This is a genomic window from Pseudomonas sp. NPDC089758 (genome assembly GCF_044748705.1).
GTDB classification, from domain to species: Bacteria; Pseudomonadota; Gammaproteobacteria; order Pseudomonadales; family Pseudomonadaceae; genus Aquipseudomonas; species Aquipseudomonas putida_X.
Genome location: NZ_JBIVGN010000025.1, coordinates 39299 through 60729, shown reverse-complemented (window position 1 = coordinate 60729; position 21431 = coordinate 39299). Strand labels below are relative to the sequence as shown.

Sequence of the window (21431 nt, the reverse complement as noted above, 5' to 3'; positions counted from 1 at the left end):
AGCCCCCATGGACCAGTACGTCGTGTTTGGTAACCCCATCGGCCACAGCAAGTCGCCGTTGATTCACCGGCTGTTCGCCGAACAGACCGGACAGGACCTGGAATACAGCACGCTGCTTGCGCCGCTGGACGAATTCAGCGACTGCGCCCGCGGCTTCTTCAAGCAAGGCAGCGGCGCCAACGTGACCGTGCCATTCAAGGAAGAGGCCTATCGCCTGTGTGACAGCCTCACCCCGCGTGCCCAACGGGCCGGCGCGGTGAACACCTTGAGCAGGCTGGCCGATGGCTCGCTGCGGGGCGATAACACTGATGGCGCCGGCCTGGTGCGTGACCTCACCGTGAACGCCGGGGTTGAACTGGCTGGCAAACGTATTCTGATCCTTGGCGCCGGGGGCGCGGTGCGTGGCGTGCTGGAGCCGATCCTGGCGCATGAGCCTCAATCCTTGGTAATTGCCAACCGCACACTGGAAAAGGCCGAGCAGCTGGCACGCGAGTTCGATGAGATGGGGCCGGTGATGGCCAGCGGTTTCGCCTGGCTGCAGGAGCCGGTGGACGTGATCATCAACGCCACGTCGGCGAGCCTGTCCGGCGAGCTGCCGCCGATTGCCGACAGCCTGGTCGAGGCCGGGCGTACCGTGTGCTACGACATGATGTATGGCAAGGAGCCCACGCCGTTCTGCCAGTGGGCCAGCAAGCTGGGTGCAGCAAAGGTCCTGGATGGGCTGGGCATGCTGGCTGAGCAGGCGGCTGAGGCGTTCTTCATCTGGCGTGGGGTGCGGCCGGACACCGCGCCGGTGTTGGCTGAGTTGCGACGGCAGCTGGCGCGGGCCTGAGATTGCTGGGGCCGCTCTGCGGCCCATCGCCGGCAAGCCAGCTCCTACACCTACAGCGCCGACCTCAGGCCTTGTGATACCCCTGTGGGAGCCGGCTTGCCGGCGATGGGCTGCAAAGCAGCCCCAATGATCACTGCGTAAATTGTTCAGGCCTTGTGATACCCCTGTGAGCCGGCTTGCCGGCGATGGGCTGCAAAGCAGCCCCCAATGATCACTGCGCAAATTGAATTGGGCAAAGCTCCACCCCTTCCAGCTTCTGCAATTCCTCGACCACCTGCGGCCTGGCGCGCAGCAAGGTCAAACTCCCGCCCGCCCGGCGCAACCGCCGCGCCTCGCGGTGCAACATATCCACACCCGAGTAATCGATGAAATTCACCTGCCGTGCATCGATCACCACATGCGGCCCCTGGCAACGCTGCAGGCGCACCTGTAGGTAGTGCGCTGCACCGAAGAAGATCGATCCGCCTACTCGCAGTACATCGGCCTGACCTTCGCGGCTCTGCTGAATCCGAGGCCGTGAAGTGCGTTTGAGGTAGAAGAACAGCGAAGCCAGCACACCGGCGTAAATCGCTGTCTGCAACTCCAACAGCAAGGTTGCGGCAGCGGTCAGGGCCATGACCAGGAACTCGGAGCGGCTGACCCGGAACAGCGCGCGTATTGCGCGGTGGTCCACCAGGCCCCAGCAGATCAGCAGGATACTACCGGCCATGGCCGGTATCGGCAGGTGTGCGATCAACCCTGCACCCGTGACGGCGAACAGCGCTACCCACAGCGCCGAGAACACCCCGGCCATGGGGGAACGGGCGCCAGCGTCGTAGCTGAGCCCAGAGCGGGTGAAGGATCCAGAAGACAGGTAGCCGGAAAAGAATGACCCGACGATGTTCGACATGCCTTGGGCGCGGATTTCCTGGTCGGCGTCGATCAGCTGCTCGGAGCGTGCCGACAGCGAACGGGCGATCGACAGGCTGGTCACCAGGCCCAGCATGCCCACCGCCACGGCACTGGGCAGCAGGCGCAGCATCAGCTCCACATCCACTAACGGCAGTGGGCTGAGTGGGGGGAGCTGGCCGGAGAATGCTGGCACGCGCGGTACATGGCCAAAGAAACCGGGCAGCGACCAGGCCACCAGGCTGATCACGATCAGGCTTATCAACAGGCTCGGCCAGCGTGGCCGCCAGAGTTTGAAGGCCGCACCGACAAGCACGGTAATCAAGCCCAGGATCAGGGAGGGCAAGTCGACCTCGCCAGCATGGCTTGCCAGGTCTTGTACCGTTTTCAATGCCGTGGCCTGGCTCGGCAAATCCATCCCCAGCAGGTTGGGCAATTGGCCGAGGGCAATGACGATGGCGGCGCCCAGAGTGAAGCCAAGCACCACCGAATGGGAGACGAAGTTGACCACTGCGCCGAAGCGTAGCAGCCCGAGCAGCAGTTGGAAGATGCCAGCGAGGAAGGTCAGCAGCAGCACGAGGGTCACGTAATCGGCGCTACCGGCCACTGCCAAGGGGCTGATGCTGGCGTAAAGGACAATGGAGATGGCGGCGGTCGGTCCGCAAATCAGGTACCAGGACGAACCCCACAGGCAGGCGACCAGCACTGGCACGATGGCCGCATAAAGACCATATTCGGCAGGCAAGCCGGCGATCAGGGCATAGGCGATGGATTGCGGCAGGGCAAGGATGGCGCCGCTGAGTCCGACCAGCAGGTCCTCGCGCAGGCTACGGCCCGATTGACGGGGCAGCCAGGTCAAGAAGGGCAGCAGGTGGGTCAACTGAATCATCATCCCTCTCGTATTCGGATCTTGTGTTGGTTTGGCTGGCCTCATCGCCGGCAAGCCGGCCCCCGCAGGGGGATCACAGAGGGCGAGCCTACGGCTCTAGCTGAGCCGGCGCGCCGGCGATGAGGTCGGTCCAGCCTCTACAACTCAGCTTTTACAGCCTCTTTGGCATCGCCGCCGTCTTTGGTCGTGACGCCCGCCAACCAGCCTTCCAGCCATTGCGGATGCGCCTTGACCCACGCCTTGGCCGCCTCATCGAAACTCATCTTCTTATCCACAACCTCAGCCATGATGCTGTTTTCCATGTCCAGGGTGAATTTCAGGTTACCCAACAATTTTGCAGGGTTGGGGCAGGCCTGTGGATAACCTTTGCGGGTCAGGGTGTAGACCTCTCCCTTGCTGCCAAACCACTTTTCCCCGCCCGTCAGGTAATGCATCTTCAGTTTTACGTTCATCGGGTGCGGGGTCCAGCCCAGGAAAGTGATGTACTGGTTTTTCTTAACGGCGCGGTCCACCTGCGCCAGCATCGCTTGTTCACTCGATTCAACCAGCTTCCATTGGCCGAGGTTGAATTCATTCTTGTCGATGATCTCCTTCAGCGACAGGTTGGCTGGCGCGCCCGAGCCGATTCCGTACAGCTTCTTGTCGAACTTATCGGCATGCTTTTGCAGGTCGGCGAAGCTTTTCACACCGGCATTCCACACGTAATCGAGCACTGCCAGGGTGAACTCGGTGCCTTCGAGGTTGCGCGACAGCTGCTGCACGTCGCCATTGGCGATGAACTTGTCATGAAAGCCCTGCTGGGCCGGCATCCAATTGCCCAGAAAAGCATCGACCTTACCGTCCTTGAGGCCGCCGTAGATGATCGGCACCGCCAAGTTGTCGATCTTCACCTGGTAACCCAGGCTTTGCAGAAGCAAGCGGGCGATGGCATTGGTGGAGGCGATGTCGCTCCAGCCGGGGTCGGCCAACCTCACGGTGCTGCATTGGGCATCTTCGGCGTGAGCCGTAGCGGTGCCCAGGCTCAGGGCCAGGGCGAACACGATGGTGGAAAACTTCTGCATGGCGGCTTCTCTTCTCAATCCAGGGGTGCGGGCTGTGGATAACGTGCCTTGCGCTCGAGGTCGTCGAGATCGATGTGGTTGCGCATGTACTGTTGGCTGGCGTCCACCCGTGGTTGGTGGTCCCAGCTTTTCAGTTTGCCGATTGCCAGCGCTTCGGCCACCAGGCGGCGCCGCCGCTGGCTGGCCAGCACTTGCTGGCGCAGGCTGGGGATATCCCAGCGCTGGTGTGCTTCATCGACAAATGCCTGCAGCAGCGCCTGATGGTCCGGGCTGCCGGAGAGGTTCTCCCGCTCGTGCGGGTCGCGGCTCAGGTCATAGAGTAAACACGGGTCGTCTTCGCTGTACACGAACTTGTACGGGCCGCGGCGGATCATCATCAGGGGGCCGACGGTACCCTCGGCCATGTATTCGCCGATCACCTGGTCGTGGCCACCCTGCCCTTGCAAGTGGCCGAGCAGTGATTGCCCATCCAGATGCAGGCTTTTATCCACAGTACCGCCGGCAAGCTCGACCAGCGTCGGCAGCAGGTCGCAGGTCGATACCGAGGCACTGACCCGGGCGGGGGCGAAGCGCTTGGGTGCGTGGACCAGCAGCGGCACCCGCGCCGACATCTCGAACCAGTGCATCTTGTACCAGAGCCCGCGCTCGCCGAGCATGTCGCCGTGATCGCCAGAGAAAACGACCAAGGTATCGTCCGCCAGGTTGCACTCCTCCAGTGTCTGCAGAAGCTGGCCGATGTTGTCGTCGATGTAGCTGCAGGCGCCGAAGTAGGCGCGACGTGCATCGCGGATTTTTTCCACAGGCAGGGGTTTGTTCCACAGGTCATAGACCTTGAGCAGGCGCTGTGAGTGGGGATCGAGCTCGTTTTGGCCAAACTCGGCGCGTGGCATGGGGATATCCACACCCTCGTAGCGATCCCAGTAGCGCTTGGGGATGGTGTACGGGTCGTGGGGGTGAGTCATGGACACGGTCAGGCAGAACGGCCGACCATCGTTCTCGCGCACATGGTCGTAAAGGTACTGACGGGCCTTGAACACCACCTCTTCATCGAAATCCAGCTGGTTGGTACGCACGCAGGGGCCGGCCTGCAATACCGAAGACATGTTGTGATACCAGCTTGGCCGCTCGTCCGGCGCGTCCCAGTTCACTGCCCAGCCATAGTCGGCAGGGTAGATGTCGCTGGTCAAGCGCTCTTCGTAGCCGTGCAACTGGTCCGGGCCGCAGAAATGCATCTTGCCCGACAGTGCGGTGCGGTAGCCAAGCCGGCGCAGGTAGTGGGCGTAGGTCGGGATATCGGCTGGGAAGTCGGCGGCGTTGTCATAGGCGCCAATGCGGCTGGGCAGTTGGCCACTTACCAGGGTGAAGCGCGAGGGGGCGCAGAGCGGGCTGTTGCAGTAGGCCGAATCGAACACCACCGCCTGATCGGCGAGCCGGCTCAGGTGGGGCATCTGGATCGGTGAGGGGCCATATATCGGCAAGATGGGGGCGGCCATCTGGTCGGCCATGATGAACAGGATATTCGGTCGCGTCATGGTTCGATTCCATCGTTGAAGGTTATGCGAACTGCTTGCCTATCAAGATGCGACTGTGGATAACATGGGTAAAGCCCATGGCGGGCAATGACTGGGATTAGCTGCGCTTATGTTTGACCACCTCGCCGACCTGTCACTCGACGCGCTGCGCGTATTCGAGGCCGCTGCCCGCTTGCGTGGTTTCACGGCGGCGGCTTTGGAGCTGGGCACTACCCAACCGGCGGTAAGCCAGCAGGTCAAACGACTGGAGGCTCAGCTGGGCACGCGCCTGTTTGACCGTATCTACCGCGGCATCGCGCTGACTGACGCCGGGCAGGTATTGTTCGAGCAGGTGCATCAAGCCCTGCAGGCCATGGATGACGGCGTTGCCCAAGCCAGCGGACGGGACCAGCGCGAAGTGTTGCAGGTGGCCACTGACTTCGCCTTCGCAGCGTTCTGGCTGATGCCTCGATTGCAGCGGTTCCACGAAGCTTATCCACAGGTGGACGTGAGCTTGGTGACCGGTGAGCGCAGCCAGGGGATGTTACGGCCGGACATCGATGTGGCGGTGTTGTTTGGTGATGGCCGGTTCCACCAGGGCGAAAGCCGATGGCTGTTCGATGAAGAAGTATTCCCGGTCTGCAGCCCTCGGCTGACTCATGGCAAACCCTTGTCAGCTGTGGCTTTGCAACGATTGCCACTGCTTCATCTGCGTGGCGAGCAGGCCAGCCGCTGGTTCGACTGGGCGGGTGTATTTCGTGGCTTTGGCGTTCAAAGCCCGCCGCCTCCAGGGCAGTTACGGTTCGATAACTACACGCTGTTGGTCCAGGCGGCAATTGCCGGACAAGGCGTGGCTATCGGCTGGCGGCATCTGGTCGATGGGCTGGTCGAGCAAGGGTTGTTGTGCCGGCCGCTGGAGGGTAGCTTGCGTTCGGCGCGGGGGTATTACGTGGTGCTGCCGCCGCGCAAGCGGCGTGGGGCGCTGATCGAGCGGTTTGTGGATTGGCTGGAAAGTGAGCGGACTCGGTGAATGGGGTTGCTGGGCAGCCCATCGGCGGCAAGCCAGCGCCTACAGGCCCGTGGCGTGGCTTGAGCTAGTGCGTACCTGTAGGCCCCTGGCGGCTTACGTCACGAAGTTCAGATGCTCGCCCCGATGCAGGTCCAGCTCGAGCATGTCGGCCATCCCCGCCGCCATTCGCTCCAGGTCCATGAGTGGCTGTGGCGCATTGATCAACGTCCAGTGCAAAGGGCTGCGTTGCAGTGCATCTACAACCTGGTCCACACACTCACGTTCTTCTTCGGTGTACTCGCCCGGCGCGTCCAGCACATCGAAATCGCCCACCAGCAGCACCCGGCGTATAGTCGTGCGAGAAAGGCCGGCGACCAACGCTTCGCTCATCCGCCCTTGCGCGGCAAGGTCACCGGATACTAGCGCCGACAGCAGGGCAACCACCGCCGAGCCCCCCGCTGCGCCCTGCTCCGCCTGGTCGGCATCACCCAGCCCGCCTATCTTGAAATGCAGGCCCGGGCGCGGAGCATGGCGGTTGAGGTCATCGACCACGGCAGTGACTTCATGCTGACGTGACAGCAACTCGACCATCAGGGCACTGCCCAAACGGCTTTCAGCCCCGAACAGCACCAGCTTGAACACTGGGGTTTCGGCATTTTTCACTGCATCGCTCCCGTCGCAGGTGGGTGATGGTTTGACCGCAATCAGGAGACATCGTGCAGAGGATCAAGGGCTATCACGCCCACGTTTATTACGACGCATCGACTATCGAGCAGGCTCGTGCGCTGTGCGAGGAGGCGGCGCGGCTGTTTCCCGTGACCATGGGGCGCATGCACGAGAAGCCGGTAGGGCCGCACCCGGACTGGAGCTGCCAGCTGGCGTTCGAGCCGCAGGTGTTGGGGGTGGTGTTGCCGTGGTTGGCGCTGTATCGCAAGGGGTTGGTGGTGTTTCTGCATCCGCTGACCGGGGATGAGCTGGCAGATCACCGTGATCATGCGATCTGGATGGGGGCTTTGCGACCTTTGAAGTTATCGGTTTTTGGCGGTTAGCGATGTGTCGGCTTCTTCGCGGACAGACCCGCGAAGAAGCCACTGGGATCAGTGTCGGGCGCCGCGCACACCTTCAGCCAGCGCAGAGCACAGGCTCAGCACATCGGCAACAGCCTGATCGGCATCTTTGGCCTGGGCGATCTTGTCGACCAGCGCCGACCCTACCACCACACCATCAGCCAGGCGCGCGATCGCTGCGGCCTGCTCTGGCGTACGAATGCCGAAGCCAACGCTGATCGGCAGGTCAGTGTGCCGACGCAGACGGGCGATGGCTTCGGTGACGTGCTCGGTGGTTGCCGAGCCGGCGCCGGTCACACCGGCCACCGACACGTAATAGACGAACCCGGAGCTGCGCTCCAGCACCCGTGGCAGGCGCGCATCGTCGGTGGTCGGGGTGGTCAGGCGAATGAAGTCGATGCCAGCGGCCTGGGCCGGGGTCGCGAGCTCGGCATCGTGCTCCGGCGGCAGGTCGACGATGATCAGGCCATCGACACCTGCTTCTTTGGCTTGTGCAACGAACTGCTCTACACCAAAGCGGTGGATCGGGTTGTAGTACCCCATCAGCACGATCGGTGTGGCCTGGTTGTCGACGCGGAATTCACGCACCATGTTCAGGGTCTTGGCCAGGTTCTGGCCTGCTTCCAGCGCACGCAGCGTGGCCAGCTGAATGGCTACGCCATCGGCCATCGGGTCGGTGAACGGCATGCCCAGTTCGATCACGTCGGCGCCGGCCGCCGGCAGGCCCTTGAGGATCTGCAGCGAGGCATCGTAGCCAGGGTCGCCGGCGGTGACGAAGGTGACCAGTGCAGAGCGGCCTTCGGCTTTCAGCTCGGCAAAGCGTTGTTCAAGACGGCTCATGCCTGTTTCTCCTGGGCGGCCATGTGGTTCATCACGGTTTGCATGTCTTTGTCGCCACGGCCTGACAGGCAGATGACCATCAGGTGATCCTTGGGCAGGCTCGGCGCGCGCTTGATCGCTTCGGCCAGCGCGTGCGAGCTTTCCAGGGCCGGGATGATGCCTTCCAGGCGGCAGGTAGCGTGGAACGCGTCGAGGGCCTCATCGTCAGTGATGCTGACGTACTCCACACGCTTCACTTCATGCAGGTAGGCATGTTCCGGGCCTATGCCCGGGTAGTCGAGGCCGGCCGAGATCGAGTGCGCGTCAGTGATCTGGCCGTCATCGTCCTGCAGCAGGTAGGTACGGTTGCCGTGCAGCACGCCGGGTACGCCGCCGTTGAGGCTGGCCGCATGCTTGTCGGTATCCACGCCATGGCCGCCGGCTTCCACGCCAATGATCTTGACGCTCTGTTCTTCGAGGAACTCGTGGAACAGGCCCATGGCGTTGGAGCCACCGCCAACACAGGCAATCAGGCTGTCGGGCAGGCGGCCTTCCTTCTCTTGCAACTGGGCGCGGGTCTCTTTGCCGATGATCGACTGGAAATCGCGGACCATTGCCGGGTACGGGTGTGGGCCGGCCACGGTACCGATCAGGTAGAAGGTGTCGTCGACGTTGGTGACCCAGTCGCGCAGGGCTTCGTTCATGGCGTCTTTGAGTGTGCCAGTGCCCGCTGTAACCGGGACGATCTCGGCGCCCAGCAGCTTCATGCGGAACACGTTGGCCTGCTGGCGCTCGATGTCGGTGGCGCCCATGTAGATTACGCAGGGCAGCCCGAAGCGTGCAGCGACGGTGGCAGTGGCCACGCCGTGCATGCCGGCGCCGGTTTCAGCGATCAGGCGTTTTTTGCCCATGCGCTTGGCCAGCAGCACTTGGCCGATGCAGTTGTTTACCTTGTGCGCGCCGGTGTGGTTGAGCTCTTCACGTTTGAAGAAAATCTTTGCGCCGCCGCAATGCTCGGTCAGGCGCTCGGCGAAATACAGCGGGTTGGGGCGGCCGATGTAGTCGCGCTGGAAGTAGGCCAGTTCTTCGAGGAACTTCGGGTCGGCCTTGGCGGCTTCATACTCGCGGGCCAGATCCAGCACCAGCGGCATCAGGGTTTCGGCCACGTAGCGGCCACCGAACGAGCCGAACAGGCCGTTGGCGTCGGGGCCGGGGCGGTATTGGGACTGGGTCATGGGGCGCTCCAGGGCGTAATGAATGAGTGATGGGCTTTACTTTAACCACGGCAAGCCCGGCTGAAAACCGATAAGATTGCGTAAACCTGTCAGGAAAACTCACACGTCAAATGGCCCACGACCTCCCTCCCCTCAACGCCCTGCGGGCCTTCGAATGCACCGCCAGACTCAATAGCGTCAGCCAGGCTGCCGAGGCACTGCATGTCACTCATGGTGCTGTGAGCCGGCAGATCAAGGTGCTGGAGGAGCACTTGGGCGTGGCCTTGTTCGTCAAGGATGGCCGCGGCATCAAACTCACAGATGCCGGGGTCAGGCTACGTGATGCCAGTGGCGAAGCGTTCGACAGGCTGCGCAGCGTATGCGGCGAACTCAGCCGGGATGTCAGCGAGGCACCGTTCGTGCTGGGGTGCTCGGGAAGCCTGCTGGCGCGATGGTTCATTCCCCGGCTTGGGCGCCTGAAGGCGGACCTGCCAGAGTTGCGCCTGCACTTATCAGCGGGCGAAGGCGACCTTGACCCACGCCGGCCGGGGCTCGATGCGTTGCTGGTGTATGCCGAACCCCCTTGGCCTGTGGATATGCAGGTACATGTCTTGGCCGAGGAGCGTATCGGGCCGGTGCTGAGCCCACTCTTTACCGGTTTCGAGCGGTTGCGCAGTGCACCCGCTGTAGCGCTGCTGGACGAAGCCTTGTTGCATACCACCTCACGCCCGCAGGCGTGGCCGACCTGGGCCGAACAACAGGGGTTGGATCGGGCTGCGTTGCAGTATGGGCAGGCCTTCGAGCACTTGTATTACCTGCTGGAAGCGGCTGTGGCAGGGCTTGGCGTGGCTATCGCACCGCAGCCGTTAGTGGCGGATGACTTGCGTGCAGGGCGGCTCAGTGCACCGTGGGGCTTTTCCCCTACAGCAGCGGCACTGGCGCTGTGGGTGCCGCGGCGCGCCGCAGACGGGCGCGCCGAGCAACTGGCGCAGTGGCTGCGCCGTGAACTGGAGCGGCAGGCAGGTTAGTTGCGGCGGTACAGCAGGTAGGCCGCGAGCAGGCCGAGCGCGCCGATGGCTACACCAGCAGTGGTCACCGGGTGCTCCTGAGCGTAGTCACGGGTGGCGATACCGGTCTGGCGGGTGCGGGTCTTCACTTCCTCGTAAGCATCGCTAAGCAGGCTGCGCGAGTGCTTCAATGCGCTTTCGGCGTTGCTGCGGATTGCCTTCACGGACTTCTGTGACTCCTCCGAGGCATCATGTTTGAGGCTCTCCAGACTCTTCAGGAGGCTTTCGATCTCCGCTTCCATGCTTTCCAGGGATGTTTTACGCAGCGAATTGCGGTGCATGGTGACTCTCCTTTGCAGTATGGACTGTATGGATTGCGACTGCGCCCCGCAGCGAAAGTGCGATCGAACTTTCGCCAAGGCTGACGGCTCGCAGGTAAACCAGGCCTGCGCTGCTAGGCTCAATTCACTGTCACCCACGGAGAGCGCTCATGACCGATCATCACACCTACAAGAAGATCGAGCTGGTAGGTTCATCGACCACCAGCATCGAAGACGCAATCAACAATGCGTTGGCCGAAGCGGCCAAGAGCATCAAGCATCTGGAATGGTTCGAAGTGATCGACACCCGCGGCCACATCGAAGGCAACAAGGTGGCGCACTTTCAGGTCACGCTCAAAGTGGGCTTCCGCATCGCCAATAGTTGAAACAGTGGCGGGCTGGCTAAGGCCGGCGTGATGGCGTTATACAGACAAGGGCGCCTTTGCCGGCGCCCTTTGCCATTTTCATCTGCACAAGGAAAGCGAGTGATGAAGAAACTGATTCTGGCGGTGGGCCTGATGACGCTGGCGGGTAGCGCGTTGGCGGCGGGCAAGCCTTGCGAGGAGCTCAAGGCCGAGATTGCCGCGAAGCTGGATGCCAAGGGTGTGGAAGGTTACACACTGGAGATCGTCAGCAAGGGCGACCCTGCGGGCAAGGTGGTAGGGAGCTGTGAGGGTAGCACCAAGGAAATTGTCTACCGGCGTGGTTGAACGCTGGCCTAGCCGCCAGCAAGCCGGCCCCACAGCGTTGCCAACACCTCGCGGCTTTGGCGTGTGCTGTGGGCGCCGGTTAGCCGGCGATTTGGGATTACTCAGACCTCAAGGCTTGCGCCAACAATTCATACGACCTGATCCGGTCCTCATGCTCGTACAGGTCGCAGGTAAAGATCAGCTCATCCGCCCCGGTCTGCTCCAGCAGCACCTCGACCTTGGCCCTTACTTTCTGCGGGCTGCCGATCATCGCCAAGCCCAGGAAGCTACCCACCGCATCCCGCTCGTGCGGTAACCACAAGCCATCCATGCTCGGCACTGGCTTGCGCTGCATCAGGCTCTGGCCGCGTATCAAGGCAAGAATACGCTGGTACACCGAGGTGGCCAGGAATTCGGCCTTGTCGTCGGTTTCGGCCACCACCATCGGAATGCCCAACATGACGTAGGGCTTGTCCAGCGTGGTAGACGGCTTGAAATGGTCGCGGTAGATACGGATCGCCTCATGCATGTAGCGCGGCGCGAAGTGCGAGGCGAAGGCGTAGGGCATGCCGCGCATGCCGGCCAGCTGTGCGCTGAACAGGCTGGAGCCGAGCAGCCACATCGGCACCTCGGTGTCGTGCCCAGGGACGGCGATCACTTTTTGATCATCTGTGCGCGGGCCAAGGTAGCGCGACAATTCTTCGACATCGTCCGGGAAATCATCGGCGCTGCCCGAACGCTCGCGACGTAGGGCGCGTGCGGTCATCTGGTCGGAGCCCGGCGCACGGCCCAGCCCAAGGTCGATACGCCCTGGATAAAGGCTGGCCAACGTGCCGAACTGTTCGGCGATGACCAAGGGGGCATGGTTGGGCAGCATGACGCCACCGGAGCCGACACGAATGGTTGAAGTACCCCCCGCCAGGTAGCCGATCAGTACGGAGGTCGCGGAGCTGGCGATGCCGTCCATGTTGTGGTGTTCAGCGACCCAGAAACGGTTATAGCCGAACCGCTCGACGTGCTGCGCCAGGTCCAGCGAATTGCGCAACGCTTGCGCAGGGCCCGCGTCGGCCCGCACAGGCACCAGGTCGAGGGTGGAAATTTTCAGGTCACGCAGCTGCGTCATTCGAGCCTCCGCAAAAGTGATTGGCCGAAGGCCTTTCTAACTCTGTATGGGCACATTCGGAAGATTCAATGCTTGCGGTGCGATTGATCTGAACTTGCCGAAGGTGGGTGGCCTCTGAACCCATAGATACGTAACCGAGTGACCAGGAGGCATCATGAAAAAGACTGCATCGGCGATCTGGCAAGGTGGCCTGAAGGATGGCAAAGGCGTTATTTCGACTGAAAGCGGCGCCCTGAAGCAGAACCCTTATGGTTTCAACACCCGCTTCGAGGGCTCGCCCGGCACCAACCCAGAGGAGTTGATCGGCGCGGCTCATGCTGGCTGCTTCTCGATGGCGCTGTCGATGATGCTTGGCGAGGCGGGCCTGACCCCAGACCGTATCGATACGATCGCCGAGGTGACCTTGGACAAACAGCCCGACGGCTTTGCCATCACTGCTGTGCACCTGGTCCTCAAGGCCAAGGTGCCTGGTGCGAGCGAAGCCCAGTTCCTTGAGATTGCCAACAAGGCCAAAGCGGGTTGCCCGGTGTCCAAGGTGTTGAACGCGAAGATCAGCCTGGACGCCAGCTTGGTGGGCTAAGCGGCGCAACCGCTTCGGTTTGCTGTAGTCTAAACAGCATCGGCAGCGCAGCTGCCTAACCAGGAGCAGTGCCATGAAACGCGTCGTAATCGCCGTGTTGGCGTGTCTGCTAGCCACTTCTGCCTCGGCGGCGGTCAAGCCGTGCGAGGAACTGAAGGCCGAGATCGAAGCCAAGATCCAGGCTCAGGGTGTGCCGTCGTACACGCTGGAGATCGTGCCCAACGCTGACGTCAAGGATCAGAACATGATCGTCGGCAGCTGTGATGGCGGGACCAAAAAGATCATTTATCAGAAGAACGGATGATCACCGATGGAAACCGGGGCTGGACAGCAGCCCCGGGTTTCAGGGAATGCAGAACACATTGCTGGGCTCGTTGACCACCACGGTGCGGCTGGCGTCATACAAGAGCACTTGCGGTTCCATTACCGGTGCCCGCGCCTCCAGACGGTAACGTTCGCCTGCCTTGAAATCGTCGAAGCGCACGGTCAGGTAACACGTCCGATCCCTGGGCTGGCTCATCATGCCGCCCCCGTAAATTTCATAATCGAAGCGCACCACCAGTTCGTGCTTGCCAGGTGTGACCTGGAAGTAACGGCCGTCCTCAAGGCGCTTGCCATCGAGCTTATCCGCCATGATGACTCGGCCGGGCGTGACGGTGTAGAGGTCGACCCAGGCTTGCTTAGGGTCTACGGGGGGCAAGGGGCTGGCGCATGCCCCCAATGCACTGAGGGCCATCAGCATCATGGGCTGGCGCATGGTGAAACTCCCACTTGCGATTCACAAGTTACAAGCATAGCGCCGTTTGCAGGCTTCAGGTGCGTTGGCAGCCCGCCGGCAGGCCTTGGCCGACCAGTTTTTGCTGGTGGTCATAGAGCTTGATCCAGGGCCGGAAGCCTATGCTGCCTGCCTGCAGGCTATAGCGCTGGCCGGCGTTGAAGTCCTTGAAGGTCAAGTTGAGCTGGCAGTCGCGCCACAACGGTGCCTCAACGGGGCCGATATTGCTGGGTGTGACCGGGAACTGGTAGCGCACGGTCAGCTCGTGGCTACCGGGCTGGACCTCGAAATAGCGGGTGTCAGCCCAATCGCGCTCATCCACCTGCACCGCGTGCAGCGAACTCTCGTCATGTGGGGTGAGGTCGATCCACGCTTGGTTCGGGTCCGGGTCTGGCAGGGTCGAACAGGCAGACGTCAGCAACAATGAGCCGGCGACGAACAGTGCACGCATGGCGAAACTCCCCCTTGGCGAGATAGTCTTGGAGTGCATCGGCCGTGAGCGAATGGATAGTCCAAGATGGTCTGGTTTTTTCTTTTGAAGCGCTCAGGCCCTGGGCCACTCGACCGCGTTTTCAGCACTTTGGTTCCAGTGCTGGGCGCCTTTCTGCTGAGTGGTTGCAGCAGCCTTGCCTATTACGGGCAGTTGGCCGATGGTCAATGGCAGCTGTTGCGTGCACGTCAGCCGGTGGAGCAGGTACTCGCCGACCCGGCCAGCAGCCCGCAGTTGCGGGCCCGCCTGCAACACGCCGAGCAGGCGCGGCTGTTCGCCAGCAAGCAACTGGGCCTGCCGGACAACGGTAGCTACCGGGTGTATGCCGACCTCGGGCGGCCCTATGTGGTGTGGAATGTGTTCGCTACGCCTGAGCTCTCGCTGCAGCCGGTGACGCACTGTTTCCCTGTGGCCGGTTGCGTCGCCTACCGCGGTTATTACCAACAGGGTGCAGCCCGCGGCGCGGCGGCGGTGATGCGCCAGGCGGGCATGGATGTCTATGTGGCCGGTGTCGAAGCCTATTCGACGCTTGGCTGGTTCGACGACCCGATCCTGTCGTCGATGGTCGGCTGGGGCGATGAGCGCCTGGCCGCGTTGATCTTCCACGAACTGGCGCATCAGCGCGTGTATGTGCAGGACGACACGGCGTTCAACGAGTCCTTCGCCACGTTCGTCGAGCACGAAGGATCGCGGCAATGGCGCGCCGCCCGTGGGCTTGAAGCGAATCAGGGTGAGCAGAGCCTGCAGCGTGACCAGTTCATACGGCTGATTCTCGCCAGTCGCGAGCGGCTGCAGGCGATCTATGCCGGGCCGCTGGATGACACCCACAAACGTGCGGCCAAGCAGGCAGAGTTCGAGCGCTTGAGGCGGGAGTATCGCCAGGTGCGAGATAGCCAGTGGGCTGGGGACAAGCGCTATGACGCCTGGATGTATGGGCCGATGAGCAATGCCAAGCTGTTGCCGTTCGGGCTGTATGATCAATGGGTGCCGGCGTTTGCGGCGGTGTTCCGTGAGGTTGGGGGGGATTGGGCCCGGTTTTACGAGAAGGTAGAAGCGCTGGGACGGTTGCCGGGCGAACAGCGCAAGGCGATGTTGGCTCGATTGGTGGCGGGTCAGTGAACGCTGGGGGCCGCTATGCGGCCCATCGCCGGCAAGCCGGCTAGCTACACGCGCGCTCAGGCCTTGATGAACGCCTGATGCATCTCAGCCAAGGTGGCGTAGTGGAACTCAGGCGTGTGGGCCTTCAATTCTTCGTCGCTGCCGAACCCGTACCCCACTGCCACTGCCTGCAACCCATTGCTGCGCGCCCCGATCAGGTCGTGCTTGCGATCGCCGATCATCAGGGTCTGCGCCGGGTCCAGTCCTTCCTCGTCCAGCAGGTGGCGAATCAGCTCGACCTTGTTGGTGCGCGTGCCGTCCAGTTCACTGCCGTAAATCACCTTGAAGTGATGATCGAAGGCAAAGTGCCTGGCGATCTCACGGGCGAACTCCCAAGGCTTGGATGTTGCGATGTACAGCGTACGGCCCTGACGGTTCAGGTCCTGGAGCAGTTCCGGCACGCCTTCGAAGACCAGGTTTTCGTAGAGGCCGGTGACCCGGAAGCGCTCCCGGTAAAAATTCACCGCCTCCCACGCCTTGGCTTCATCGAAGCTGTAGAACTGCATGAAGGCCTGCAGCAGGGGTGGGCCGATGAAGTGCTCGAGCCGCGCCAGGTCTGGCTCGTCGATGCCCAGTTTGGCCAGGGCGTACTGGATCGAACGGGTAATGCCCAGGCGCGGGTCGGTCAGGGTGCCGTCAAGGTCGAAAAGGATATTCTGCTGGTGCATGGTGGTCTCGGTGGTCAGGTTCATTCCGGGCGGTCGTAGCCTTCGGCCAGGTGCTGGTCCTTGAGCTTCACGTAGTTACCGGCGCTATAAGGGAAAAAGGCACGTTCCTTGTCGGTCAGTGGCCGTGCCTGCTTTACCGGGCTGCCCACGTACAGGTAGCCGCTCTCCAGGCGCTTGCCCGGCGGCACCAGGCTACCGGCGCCGATGATCACCTCGTCTTCGACGATGGCGCCATCCATGATCGTGCTGCCCATGCCGACCAGAATGCGGTTGCCCAGGGTACAGCCATGCAGCATGACTTTGTGGCCGATGGTCACTTCGTCGCCGATGATCAGCGGGAAGCCGTCCGGGTTGAACGGGCCGGCGTGGGTAATGTGCAGCACACTGGCGTCCTGCACGCTGGTCCTTGCACCGATGCGGATGCGGTGCATGTCGCCGCGGATCACCGTCAACGGCCAAACAGAGCTGTCTTCACCGATTTCCACATCGCCCAGCACTACCGCCGAGCGGTCGACGAAGGCCCGTGGTCCAACTTTCGGAGTGTGTTGCTGGAAGCTACGAATGGCCATGATAGGGTCTCTCATCTGTGCCGATAGGCAGGCTGCCTGCTGCGGTCGGCGTCGATTGTAATTAAGATGGGGCAGTGTTTCTTCTGCCAAGGTAGCCAAACCGTGAGTGCGAACAACCCGCTTCTGCAGTCTTATGATCTGCCGCCCTTCTCGGCGATCCGTGCCGAACACGTGCTGCCGGCGATCGAAGAGATCCTGGCCGATAACCGTAAAGCCATTGCCCAGATCCTCGAAAAGCAAGGCAAGAACCCCACCTGGGCCGGCCTGGTGCTGGCCATGGACGAGCTCAACGACCGCCTGGGCGCTGCCTGGAGCCCGGTCAGCCACCTCAATGCGGTGTGCAACAGCAAAGAGCTGCGTGAGGCCTACGAGTCCTGCCTGCCGGCGCTCAGTGCCTACTCTACCGAACTGGGCCAGAACCGCGCGCTGTTCGAGGCCTATGAGGCTCTGGTCAACAGCCCTGAGGCCGCCGGTTTCGATGTGGCGCAAAAAACCATCCTCGAGCATGCACTGCGCGACTTCCGTCTGTCGGGCATCGACCTGCCACCTGCCCAGCAGCAGCGTTACGCCGAAGTGCAGAGCAAGCTCAGCGAATTGGGCAGCCGCTTCTCCAACCAATTGCTCGACGCCACCCAGGCCTGGACCAAGCACGTTACCGACGAAGCCGCGCTTGCCGGCCTGACCGATTCGGCCAAGGCGCAGATGGCGGCTGCCGCCCAGGCCAAAGGCCTCGATGGCTGGCTGATCACCCTGGAATTCCCCAGCTACTATGCGGTGATGACCTACGCCAGCGACCGCGCCCTGCGTGAAGAACTGTACGCCGCCTACTGCACGCGCGCCTCTGACCAGGGCCCGAATGCCGGCCAGTTCGACAACGGCCCGGTGATGCGCGAGATCCTCGACCTGCGCCAGGAACTGGCCGGACTGCTGGGCTACAAGAACTACGCCGAGCTGAGCCTGGCCACCAAGATGGCTGAGTCCAGCGACCAGGTGCTGAGCTTCCTGCGCGACCTGGCCAAGCGTTCCAAGCCGTTCGCCGTGCAGGACCTGGAGCAGCTCAAGGCCTATGCTGCCGAGCAAGGTTGCCCCGAGCTGGCCAGTTGGGACGCCGGCTACTTCGGTGAAAAGCTGCGCGAGCAGCGCTACAGCGTGTCCCAGGAAACCTTGCGCGCCTACTTCCCGATCGACAAGGTACTGTCCGGCCTGTTCAGCATCGTCCAGCGCCTGTACGGCATCGAAATCGCAGAGCTCAAAGGCTTTGATACCTGGCACCCGGACGTACGCCTTTTCGAGATCAAGGAAAACGGCCAGCACGTCGGCCGCTTCTTCTTCGACCTCTATGCCCGCGCCAACAAGCGTGGCGGTGCCTGGATGGATGGTGCCCGCGACCGCCGCCGTACCGCGGGTGGTGAGCTGCAAAGCCCGGTGGCCAACCTGGTGTGCAACTTCACGCCCGCTGCGCCGGGCAAGCCTGCGTTGCTGACCCACGATGAAGTGACAACCCTGTTCCACGAATTCGGCCACGGCCTGCACCACCTGCTGACCCGTATCGAGCATGCTGGCGTGTCGGGCATCAATGGCGTGGCTTGGGATGCAGTCGAGTTGCCGAGCCAGTTCATGGAAAACTGGTGCTGGGAGCCGGAAGGCCTTGCACTGATTTCCGGCCATTACGAAACGGGGGCTGCCCTGCCCCAGGACCTGCTGGACAAGATGCTGGCGGCGAAGAACTTCCAGTCCGGCATGATGATGGTGCGCCAGCTGGAGTTCTCGTTGTTCGACTTCGAGCTGCACGCCAGCCACGGCGATGGTCGCAGTGTGTTGCAGGTGCTTGAAGGCGTGCGCGACGAGGTGACGGTCATGCGCCCACCGGCGTACAACCGCTTCCCGAACAGCTTTGCGCACATCTTCGCTGGCGGTTACGCGGCGGGCTACTACAGCTACAAATGGGCCGAAGTACTGTCGGCTGATGCCTTCTCACGGTTCGAGGAAGAAGGCGTGCTCAACGCCGAGACAGGCCGCGCCTTCCGCGAGGCCATTCTGGCCCGAGGCGGCTCGCGCGAGCCGATGGTGCTGTTCGTCGACTTCCGTGGCCGTGAGCCTTCCATTGATGCATTGCTGCGCCACTGCGGGCTGAGCGAGGACGCGGCGGCATGAGCGAGGTAGCTGTGAACAAGACCAAGAAGCGCTTCATCGCCGGGGCGGTCTGCCCGGCGTGCAGCGAGCCGGACAAGTTGATGATGTGGAGCGAAGACGACGTGCCGCACCGAGAGTGCGTGGCCTGCGGCTTCACCGACACCTTGAATGAACAGGGGCTGTCGGTACCCAAGGAGCTGGGGACGCGGGTCAACCACTTGGCGCCCAAGGCGGCGCCGGCCAAGGTACAGACGGTGCAGTTCTTCCCCAATCCCAAGCTGAAGAAACCGGCTGACTAAGGCCCGCCTGCCTGTGTCGGGGTGGTAGAAGATCAAGGCTCTACCGCTCCGCCAGGCAGGCATGCTCGCCCGCTCGCCCATGAGGCAGGCAATATTGGCCGCACTCCAAGCCATGCCACCTACCTGAGTTGGCACGGGCTGGCCTGACCAGAGGTGCTGGCAAGTTGAGCCTTGCCCCTATACTGTTCATCTATACAGTATAGGGTTTGGCGATGAATCTTCCAGCACCACCCAAAGGCCGTGGGACGGCGCACAATCCACACAACCGCTTCGCTCCGAGCCATTCGGTGGCGGAGGATGACGGCTGGTACCTTGAGGTTCCACTTACCCAAGGCACCGAGGTGCGGGTTGAGACGGCCAAGACGATCATCAGCCGCAACACGTCACCCGACCTGCCCTTCGATCGCTCCATCAATCCCTATCGAGGCTGCGAGCATGGTTGCATCTACTGCTATGCCAGGCCCTCGCACGCCTATTGGGACTTGTCCCCAGGGTTGGATTTCGAAACCAAACTGATCGCCAAGACCAACGCTGCCGAGGTACTTGCCGAGCAACTGAGCAAGCCTGGCTATGTGTGCGCCCCCATCAACCTGGGTGCCAACACAGACCCCTACCAGCCGATCGAACGTGAGCACCAATTGACCCGGCGCTTGCTGGAAGTGCTGTTACGTTTTCGCCACCCGGTGACCATCGTCACCAAAGGTTCGCTGATATTGCGTGACCTCGATTTGCTGGCCGAAATGGCCAGCCAGCGGTTGGTGCGGGTGATGATCAGCCTGACCACACTGGACGATGGCCTCAAGCGGGTGCTCGAACCGCGTGCGGCCTCGCCCAAGGCCCGCCTGCGGGCAATCCGGGTGCTGCGCGAGGCGGGTGTGCCGGTGGGCGTGTTGTGTTCGCCGATGATTCCAATGATCAACGACAGCGAACTGGAGCACCTTTTGCAAGCCGCCAAGGAGGCTGGCGCGCAGAGCGCAGCCTACATGATGCTGCGCCTGCCCCTGGAAGTGGCACCGCTGTTCGAGCAATGGCTGCAGGACCACTACCCGCAGCGCGCCAGCCATGTGTTGAGCCTGATTCGCCAGAGCCGGGGTGGCGAGCTGTATGACAGCCGCTTTGGCGCGCGCATGCGTGGTGAGGGCGTTTTCGCAGAGTTGCTGGCGCAACGCTTTGCCAAGGCCATGCGCAAGTTGGATTTGGAGGGGCGGCAGGGGCAAATGCTGGATTGCTCGGCGTTCTGTCCGCCCGGTGGGCAAATGGCATTGTTTTGACCCTTAATGGGACTAATCCAAGCACATAATCTTATTCGGGGGTCTTGGCATTTGATGTGTTTTTGCTATTATCCAATTCCCGCCTTATCTATCTGGAACACCCGTTCTAGAGCCTCCGAATTAAGTTTCAGTTAAGTTTTCCCCGCTAGCGTAGGAAACCAGTCCACGAAGACTGTGATCTATGGCCTGTGCGTGTCATCTAATTCCTCGCATAGCCAGAATCTTTCACCGGTAAAATGGATTTACCAACTCACCGTCAAGAGGATGAATCATGCCCGTCAAGGACCCATCCAAGGTCGTTCCGCAGGCCCCCGCGGAGAGCGCCGATGCCGCCCTCAAGCACATCGTCGACGGCTTCCTGCGTTTCCACCATGACGTCTTCCCTGAGCAGCAAGAGCTGTTCAAGAAGCTCGCTACCGCGCAAACGCCGCGCGCCATGTTCATCACCTGTGCCGACTCGCGCATCGTCCCCGAGCTGATCACCCAGAGCTCGCCAGGCGACCTGTTCGTTACCCGTAACGTCGGCAACGTGGTTCCGCCGTATGGCCAGATGAACGGTGGTGTTTCCAGCGCCATCGAGTACGCCGTGTCGGCGCTGGGCGTGCACCACATCATCATCTGTGGCCACTCCGACTGCGGCGCGATGCGTGCGGTACTCAACCCGCAATCGCTGACCAAGATGCCGACCGTTTCCGCCTGGCTGCGGCATGCCGAAGTGGCACGTACCGTGGTCGAGAACAACTGCGCCTGCGGCAGCGAGCACGAAACCATGCAGGTGCTGACGCGGGAAAACGTCATTGCCCAGTTGCACCACCTGCGCACCCACCCGTCGGTGGCCTCGCGCCTTGCGGCTGGCGAGCTGTACATCCATGGTTGGGTCTATGACATCGAGACCAGCCGGATCGAAGCCTACGATGCCGCCAGCGACAGCTTCATGCCCCTGGCCGCTGGTGAGCCGGTGCCCTGCGCGACTCCGAGAGGCCGCTACTAAGCGACCCATCCAACGCTAGAACCTTGATAGCCGGCTGCACCCCGCAGGGGTGTGGCGCGGCCTTCGGC

25 protein-coding genes are annotated in these 21431 nt (G+C 62.2%); 13 read left to right on the top strand and 12 right to left on the bottom strand.

The features are described 5' to 3' along the window. Nucleotides 1-7 precede the first annotated feature (7 nt). A complete protein-coding gene (gene aroE, locus ACIPZH_RS24580) occupies nt 8-832 on the top strand; it encodes a shikimate dehydrogenase (protein WP_400638166.1) in 825 nt (274 codons plus the stop codon). A gap of 211 nt (nt 833-1043) precedes the next feature. Here the strand turns inward: aroE and ACIPZH_RS24575 are convergent, their stop codons facing one another. From ACIPZH_RS24575 to betC, 3 genes are all read right to left on the bottom strand, one after another. Next, nucleotides 1044-2609 carry a SulP family inorganic anion transporter gene (locus ACIPZH_RS24575; RefSeq protein WP_400638165.1) on the bottom strand — a complete coding sequence of 522 codons (1566 nt, stop codon included), beginning with the start codon at nt 2607-2609 and terminating at the stop codon, nt 1044-1046. Nucleotides 2610-2746: 137 nt separating this feature from the next. Beyond that, complete coding sequence (gene choX, locus ACIPZH_RS24570; RefSeq protein ID WP_400638163.1) at nt 2747-3670, bottom strand: choline ABC transporter substrate-binding protein; 924 nt, start codon at nt 3668-3670, stop codon at nt 2747-2749. 14 nt (nt 3671-3684) lie between these two features. Beyond that, on the bottom strand, nt 3685-5202 hold the full coding sequence (gene betC, locus ACIPZH_RS24565) for a choline-sulfatase (protein ID WP_400638161.1): 1518 nt from the start codon (nt 5200-5202) through the stop codon (nt 3685-3687). 109 nt (nt 5203-5311) lie between these two features. On the opposite strand from betC, the gene ACIPZH_RS24560 reads away from it, so the two are divergent. Continuing rightward, nucleotides 5312-6211 (top strand): choline sulfate utilization transcriptional regulator, encoded by a 900-nt coding sequence (locus tag ACIPZH_RS24560; protein ID WP_241806678.1) that lies wholly within the window; start codon nt 5312-5314, stop codon nt 6209-6211. 93 nt (nt 6212-6304) lie between these two features. On the opposite strand, the gene ACIPZH_RS24555 is transcribed toward ACIPZH_RS24560, so the two are convergent. Next, on the bottom strand, nt 6305-6853 hold the full coding sequence (locus ACIPZH_RS24555; protein ID WP_400638160.1) for an NAD(P)-dependent oxidoreductase: 549 nt from the start codon (nt 6851-6853) through the stop codon (nt 6305-6307). Between the two features lie 53 nt (nt 6854-6906). On the opposite strand from ACIPZH_RS24555, the gene ACIPZH_RS24550 reads away from it, so the two are divergent. After that, a complete protein-coding gene (locus tag ACIPZH_RS24550) occupies nt 6907-7239 on the top strand; it encodes a DOPA 4,5-dioxygenase family protein (RefSeq protein ID WP_241806680.1) in 333 nt (110 codons plus the stop codon). A gap of 48 nt (nt 7240-7287) precedes the next feature. On the opposite strand, the gene trpA is transcribed toward ACIPZH_RS24550, so the two are convergent. Next, nucleotides 7288-8097 carry a tryptophan synthase subunit alpha gene (gene trpA, locus ACIPZH_RS24545; protein WP_241806681.1) on the bottom strand — a complete coding sequence of 270 codons (810 nt, stop codon included), beginning with the start codon at nt 8095-8097 and terminating at the stop codon, nt 7288-7290. Continuing rightward, entirely contained in the window at nt 8094-9311 is a 1218-nt protein-coding gene (gene trpB, locus ACIPZH_RS24540; RefSeq protein ID WP_241806682.1) for a tryptophan synthase subunit beta, read from the bottom strand. Before trpB ends, trpA begins: the two co-directional genes overlap by 4 nt. Nucleotides 9312-9421: 110 nt before the next feature. Between trpB and ACIPZH_RS24535 the strand changes: the two genes are divergently transcribed. Then, nucleotides 9422-10318 carry a LysR family transcriptional regulator gene (locus ACIPZH_RS24535; RefSeq protein WP_241806683.1) on the top strand — a complete coding sequence of 299 codons (897 nt, stop codon included), beginning with the start codon at nt 9422-9424 and terminating at the stop codon, nt 10316-10318. Here ACIPZH_RS24535 and ACIPZH_RS24530 read toward each other — a convergent pair. Next, nucleotides 10315-10638, bottom strand: a complete 324-nt coding sequence (locus tag ACIPZH_RS24530) for a YqjD family protein (RefSeq protein ID WP_012312055.1) — start codon at nt 10636-10638, stop codon at nt 10315-10317. The two genes, ACIPZH_RS24535 and ACIPZH_RS24530, sit on opposite strands and share 4 nt — an antisense overlap. Before the next feature lie 149 nt (nt 10639-10787). On the opposite strand from ACIPZH_RS24530, the gene ACIPZH_RS24525 reads away from it, so the two are divergent. Both ACIPZH_RS24525 and ACIPZH_RS24520 read left to right on the top strand, forming a co-directional pair. Next, nucleotides 10788-11003 carry a dodecin gene (locus ACIPZH_RS24525; RefSeq protein ID WP_241806684.1) on the top strand — a complete coding sequence of 72 codons (216 nt, stop codon included), beginning with the start codon at nt 10788-10790 and terminating at the stop codon, nt 11001-11003. 102 nt (nt 11004-11105) lie between these two features. Beyond that, nucleotides 11106-11327, top strand: coding sequence for a DUF1161 domain-containing protein (locus ACIPZH_RS24520; RefSeq protein WP_400638158.1), 222 nt, complete (start codon nt 11106-11108; stop codon nt 11325-11327). A 97-nt stretch (nt 11328-11424) separates the two neighbouring features. Here ACIPZH_RS24520 and ACIPZH_RS24515 read toward each other — a convergent pair whose 3' ends face one another. Then, nucleotides 11425-12429 carry an LLM class flavin-dependent oxidoreductase gene (locus ACIPZH_RS24515; RefSeq protein WP_349975568.1) on the bottom strand — a complete coding sequence of 335 codons (1005 nt, stop codon included), beginning with the start codon at nt 12427-12429 and terminating at the stop codon, nt 11425-11427. 154 nt (nt 12430-12583) lie between these two features. Between ACIPZH_RS24515 and ACIPZH_RS24510 the strand changes: the two genes are divergently transcribed. After that, the gene (locus ACIPZH_RS24510) at nt 12584-13009 is read left to right on the top strand and encodes an OsmC family protein (protein WP_241806687.1); all 426 of its coding nucleotides are present in this window, start codon (nt 12584-12586) and stop codon (nt 13007-13009) included. A gap of 73 nt (nt 13010-13082) precedes the next feature. Then, nucleotides 13083-13313: a DUF1161 domain-containing protein gene (locus ACIPZH_RS24505; RefSeq protein WP_400624131.1), complete on the top strand. Its 231-nt coding sequence runs from the start codon at nt 13083-13085 to the stop codon at nt 13311-13313. A gap of 39 nt (nt 13314-13352) precedes the next feature. Here the strand turns inward: ACIPZH_RS24505 and ACIPZH_RS24500 are convergent, their stop codons facing one another. Together ACIPZH_RS24500 and ACIPZH_RS24495 are read right to left on the bottom strand one after the other, a co-directional pair. Continuing rightward, the gene (locus ACIPZH_RS24500) at nt 13353-13766 is read right to left on the bottom strand and encodes a hypothetical protein (RefSeq protein ID WP_400624134.1); all 414 of its coding nucleotides are present in this window, start codon (nt 13764-13766) and stop codon (nt 13353-13355) included. 55 nt (nt 13767-13821) lie between these two features. Continuing rightward, a complete protein-coding gene (locus ACIPZH_RS24495; protein ID WP_400638157.1) occupies nt 13822-14235 on the bottom strand; it encodes a hypothetical protein in 414 nt (137 codons plus the stop codon). An 84-nt stretch (nt 14236-14319) separates the two neighbouring features. On the opposite strand from ACIPZH_RS24495, the gene ACIPZH_RS24490 reads away from it, so the two are divergent. Beyond that, nucleotides 14320-15393 carry an aminopeptidase gene (locus tag ACIPZH_RS24490; RefSeq protein WP_267824145.1) on the top strand — a complete coding sequence of 358 codons (1074 nt, stop codon included), beginning with the start codon at nt 14320-14322 and terminating at the stop codon, nt 15391-15393. A 56-nt stretch (nt 15394-15449) separates the two neighbouring features. Here the strand turns inward: ACIPZH_RS24490 and ACIPZH_RS24485 are convergent, their stop codons facing one another. Both ACIPZH_RS24485 and ACIPZH_RS24480 read right to left on the bottom strand, forming a co-directional pair. Then, nucleotides 15450-16100 carry an HAD family hydrolase gene (locus ACIPZH_RS24485; RefSeq protein ID WP_349975605.1) on the bottom strand — a complete coding sequence of 217 codons (651 nt, stop codon included), beginning with the start codon at nt 16098-16100 and terminating at the stop codon, nt 15450-15452. Between the two features lie 20 nt (nt 16101-16120). Then, nucleotides 16121-16669 (bottom strand): gamma carbonic anhydrase family protein, encoded by a 549-nt coding sequence (locus ACIPZH_RS24480; RefSeq protein ID WP_039603776.1) that lies wholly within the window; start codon nt 16667-16669, stop codon nt 16121-16123. A gap of 102 nt (nt 16670-16771) precedes the next feature. Here ACIPZH_RS24480 and prlC point away from each other — a divergent pair, with 102 nt between their 5' ends. From prlC to ACIPZH_RS24460, 4 genes are all read left to right on the top strand, one after another. Then, nucleotides 16772-18823: an oligopeptidase A gene (gene prlC, locus ACIPZH_RS24475; protein WP_400638156.1), complete on the top strand. Its 2052-nt coding sequence runs from the start codon at nt 16772-16774 to the stop codon at nt 18821-18823. Next, nucleotides 18820-19101, top strand: a complete 282-nt coding sequence (locus ACIPZH_RS24470; RefSeq protein ID WP_012312067.1) for a YheV family putative zinc ribbon protein — start codon at nt 18820-18822, stop codon at nt 19099-19101. Before prlC ends, ACIPZH_RS24470 begins: the two co-directional genes overlap by 4 nt. Before the next feature lie 212 nt (nt 19102-19313). Next, nucleotides 19314-20372, top strand: a complete 1059-nt coding sequence (locus tag ACIPZH_RS24465) for a PA0069 family radical SAM protein (RefSeq protein WP_400624140.1) — start codon at nt 19314-19316, stop codon at nt 20370-20372. A gap of 271 nt (nt 20373-20643) precedes the next feature. Beyond that, nucleotides 20644-21363, top strand: a complete 720-nt coding sequence (locus tag ACIPZH_RS24460) for a carbonic anhydrase (protein ID WP_241806693.1) — start codon at nt 20644-20646, stop codon at nt 21361-21363. Nucleotides 21364-21431: the final 68 nt, after the last annotated feature.

Bases quoted from the DNA above. Each gene is read 5' to 3' on its own strand.
- ACIPZH_RS24535 (WP_241806683.1), top strand. From the start codon at position 9,422: ATGGCCCACGACCTCCCTCCCCTCAACGCCCTGCGGGCCTTCGAATGC.
- ACIPZH_RS24465 (WP_400624140.1), top strand. From the start codon at position 19,314: ATGAATCTTCCAGCACCACCCAAAGGCCGTGGGACGGCGCACAATCCA.
- ACIPZH_RS24525 (WP_241806684.1), top strand. From the start codon at position 10,788: ATGACCGATCATCACACCTACAAGAAGATCGAGCTGGTAGGTTCATCG.
- ACIPZH_RS24510 (WP_241806687.1), top strand. From the start codon at position 12,584: ATGAAAAAGACTGCATCGGCGATCTGGCAAGGTGGCCTGAAGGATGGC.
- ACIPZH_RS24480 (WP_039603776.1), bottom strand. From the start codon at position 16,669: ATGGCCATTCGTAGCTTCCAGCAACACACTCCGAAAGTTGGACCACGG.
- ACIPZH_RS24485 (WP_349975605.1), bottom strand. From the start codon at position 16,100: ATGCACCAGCAGAATATCCTTTTCGACCTTGACGGCACCCTGACCGAC.
- ACIPZH_RS24460 (WP_241806693.1), top strand. From the start codon at position 20,644: ATGCCCGTCAAGGACCCATCCAAGGTCGTTCCGCAGGCCCCCGCGGAG.
- ACIPZH_RS24505 (WP_400624131.1), top strand. From the start codon at position 13,083: ATGAAACGCGTCGTAATCGCCGTGTTGGCGTGTCTGCTAGCCACTTCT.
- choX (WP_400638163.1), bottom strand. From the start codon at position 3,670: ATGCAGAAGTTTTCCACCATCGTGTTCGCCCTGGCCCTGAGCCTGGGC.
- ACIPZH_RS24470 (WP_012312067.1), top strand. From the start codon at position 18,820: ATGAGCGAGGTAGCTGTGAACAAGACCAAGAAGCGCTTCATCGCCGGG.
- ACIPZH_RS24575 (WP_400638165.1), bottom strand. From the start codon at position 2,609: ATGATTCAGTTGACCCACCTGCTGCCCTTCTTGACCTGGCTGCCCCGT.
- aroE (WP_400638166.1), top strand. From the start codon at position 8: ATGGACCAGTACGTCGTGTTTGGTAACCCCATCGGCCACAGCAAGTCG.
- ACIPZH_RS24530 (WP_012312055.1), bottom strand. From the start codon at position 10,638: ATGCACCGCAATTCGCTGCGTAAAACATCCCTGGAAAGCATGGAAGCG.
- trpA (WP_241806681.1), bottom strand. From the start codon at position 8,097: ATGAGCCGTCTTGAACAACGCTTTGCCGAGCTGAAAGCCGAAGGCCGC.
- ACIPZH_RS24560 (WP_241806678.1), top strand. From the start codon at position 5,312: ATGTTTGACCACCTCGCCGACCTGTCACTCGACGCGCTGCGCGTATTC.
- ACIPZH_RS24500 (WP_400624134.1), bottom strand. From the start codon at position 13,766: ATGCGCCAGCCCATGATGCTGATGGCCCTCAGTGCATTGGGGGCATGC.
- ACIPZH_RS24495 (WP_400638157.1), bottom strand. From the start codon at position 14,235: ATGCGTGCACTGTTCGTCGCCGGCTCATTGTTGCTGACGTCTGCCTGT.
- ACIPZH_RS24515 (WP_349975568.1), bottom strand. From the start codon at position 12,429: ATGACGCAGCTGCGTGACCTGAAAATTTCCACCCTCGACCTGGTGCCT.
- ACIPZH_RS24520 (WP_400638158.1), top strand. From the start codon at position 11,106: ATGAAGAAACTGATTCTGGCGGTGGGCCTGATGACGCTGGCGGGTAGC.
- betC (WP_400638161.1), bottom strand. From the start codon at position 5,202: ATGACGCGACCGAATATCCTGTTCATCATGGCCGACCAGATGGCCGCC.
- trpB (WP_241806682.1), bottom strand. From the start codon at position 9,311: ATGACCCAGTCCCAATACCGCCCCGGCCCCGACGCCAACGGCCTGTTC.